This is a genomic window from Holdemanella biformis DSM 3989, assembly GCF_000156655.1.
In the GTDB taxonomy this organism is placed as follows: domain Bacteria; phylum Bacillota_I; class Bacilli_A; order Erysipelotrichales; family Erysipelotrichaceae; genus Holdemanella; species Holdemanella biformis.
This window is the reverse complement of the sequence record NZ_DS996862.1, coordinates 1-2,621: the sequence shown is the minus strand read 5'-3', so window position 1 is coordinate 2,621 and position 2,621 is coordinate 1. Positions and strand designations below refer to the sequence as shown.

2 protein-coding genes are annotated in these 2,621 nt (G+C 33.3%); both read left to right on the top strand.

Going from position 1 to position 2,621, the window contains the following annotated elements; all coding sequences use genetic code 11:
• Nucleotides 1-191 precede the first annotated feature (191 nt).
• Nucleotides 192-1,736: an IS21 family transposase gene (istA, locus tag EUBIFOR_RS11885; protein ID WP_003866321.1), complete on the top strand. Its 1,545-nt coding sequence runs from the start codon at nt 192-194 to the stop codon at nt 1,734-1,736.
• Nucleotides 1,729-2,478 carry an IS21-like element helper ATPase IstB gene (istB, locus tag EUBIFOR_RS11880; protein ID WP_003866320.1) on the top strand — a complete coding sequence of 250 codons (750 nt, stop codon included), beginning with the start codon at nt 1,729-1,731 and terminating at the stop codon, nt 2,476-2,478. Before istA ends, istB begins: the two co-directional genes overlap by 8 nt.
• Nucleotides 2,479-2,621 lie beyond the last annotated feature (143 nt).

Sequence of the window (2,621 nt, the reverse complement as noted above, 5' to 3'; positions counted from 1 at the left end):
TGAATATAACGGATGGGCAAGCCCATCCAATACGGTAAAATAAGTCCAGTTGATACGGTGACGAAGTCCATTGAATCCGTTGTATAAGTCCACACCTATATTGTAGATATAAACTATCATCCTCCTGTTGTAAGATAAAAACAGGTAAGTAAGTATACTTATCTAGTCTTGCGATTAGGAGGTGTTTTTTTATGCGAGATGTTAAAAAAGTTTTGGAAATGAGATCACAAAACTATAGTCAGCGACAGATTTCTGTATCTCTTAAAATTTCAAGAGATACAATAAGAAAAATTTTTAATGTAGCTGATGACAAGAAAGTGTGTTGGTCATCTGTTAAAGATCTCAGTGAATCAGATGTCCAAAATTTATTATTTGAACAGGAGACGAAAATCAATTTATCCATTAAGCAACCTGATTTTGATTACATTCATAAGGAACTGTTAAAGCCAGGAACCACAATCAAACTGCTATGGGAAGAATATGTTGATGATTGTCGGTCAATCAAGAGTCCTTTTTACCAGTATAGCTACTTTTGCGAACGATATCGTGATTACGTTAAAAAGCATAATCTTACGATGCATATCAATCATAAACCGGGTGATAAAATGATGGTTGATTGGAATGGCACCCGTATGTATGTGTATGATCGTTACACAGGAGAAGCAATCCCTGCATATTTATTCGAGGCAACATTACCATTTAGTATGTACAGTTATGTTCAAGCATGTCCAAGCATGAAAATCAATGATTGGGTCGATTGCCATATCCAGGCTTACCGTTATTTTGGCGGAGTTACAAGGATTCTGATTCCAGACAATCTAAAAGTAGGAATTATCCAAAACAAGAAATATGAGGATCCAATATTAAACAAATCATATCAGGAAATGGCAGACTATTATGATACAACTATTATTCCAACAAGAGTGCGTAAGCCTAAAGATAAGGCAGCTGTTGAAGGCGCGGTTGGAGATTGTACAGTAGCCATTGTCGGTAAACTTAGAAACAGGAAATTCTTTTCGTTTGAGGACCTAAACAAAGCAATTATCAAAGAATTGGACAATTTCAATAACAGACCTTTTCAGAAAAAGGAAGGTTCCAGAAAAAGCGTATATTTAGACGAAGAACTTCCGTTTATGAAAGCTCTGCCTGAACAGCCATTTGAGTTGAGTGTATGGAAACGAGCTAAAGTTCAATTAAATTATCATATTTCGATAGAAAAAATGAATTATTCTGTGCCATATGAATACGTTGGAAATTATGTAGATGTAAAAGTCACAAAAAGAACTGTAACTGTATATTATAAAATGAATCAAATTTGTACCCATGATCGATTATATGGTCGTATCAATCAATACTCAACAAATGAAAGTCATATGCCGGAGAATCACCAAAAATTTCAATGGAACAAAGACCGTTTTATGAAGTGGGCTGCCTCTATTGGAGACAATACTTCGATTTTAGTTTCCAAACTGTTTGATCGTTATAAAGTTGAAGAACAAGCTTATAAAGGTTGTATGTCATTGTTGAAACTATCAGATAAATATGGAAAAACCAGACTGGAAAATGCGTGTCAATTGGCGTTGGATCACATCAGTCAGCCTGGCTATAAAAATATTAAGATGATATTACAGTCAAATCAAGATTTGAAAGATAAAAATGATAATGTACAAAGTGAATGTGATATGCATGCCTTTGTGCGAGGAAAAGACTATTACGGAGGCAAGAACAATGGATAAGAGTGAATTGATAGAAAAATTGAAGAAAATGAGATTACCAGTTATTGCAGAACAATATGAATTACAAAGTGCAAGCCCAGAATACAGTCAATTATCATTCGATGAACGGTTCAGCGAATTAATTGATATGGAATATGATAGTCGAGTAAATCATACAATAGAAAGATTTATCAAGAATGCACATTTTTATGATTCTACAGCAAGTATGGAATCAATTAATTATAATCCAGACAGAAAACTCGATCGCTCGCAAATGGATGAATTGTCTACAAACAATTATATAAACAACGGGTTGAATGTAATTTTTGTAGGAGCATCCGGCTGTGGTAAAACATGGTTATCAAACGCTTTGGGGATCCATGCCTGTAGAGATAGAAAAACAGTTTTATATATTCGATTACCAGAACTATTCTCAAAATTTGAAGAAATGAGGATTCAAGGAAAATATAATGAATATCTAAAAAAACTAGGAAAGTATGATTTAATGATACTAGATGAATTCTTATTAAAATCGACAAGTGAATCAGAAAGAAGTGATCTACTTGAATTGATGGAAATAAGGTGTAATAAGAAATCAACAATATTCTGTAGTCAATATTCATTTGATGGTTGGCATCAATTATTAAATGGAGGACCTATAGCGGATGCGATATTAGATAGGATAATTAATTCATCTTATTTGATTACATTACATGGAAAATCATTAAGAGAAACATACTCTAAATTAAAAGATAAGAAATAACCAAAAAACACGGTTGATTTAATTTGACCGTGTTTTTTAGTGGACTTGTATTACGTATTAAGATTTAAAAAAGATGGACTTCTTTAACGGATTATGTGGACTTCTGTAGCATATTGCATGGACTTCAGATAGCGGAATACTCA

Excerpts from the sequence above, each read along its gene's own strand:
- istB (WP_003866320.1), top strand. The coding sequence starts at position 1,729 with ATGGATAAGAGTGAATTGATAGAAAAATTGAAGAAAATGAGATTACCA.
- istA (WP_003866321.1), top strand. The coding sequence starts at position 192 with ATGCGAGATGTTAAAAAAGTTTTGGAAATGAGATCACAAAACTATAGT.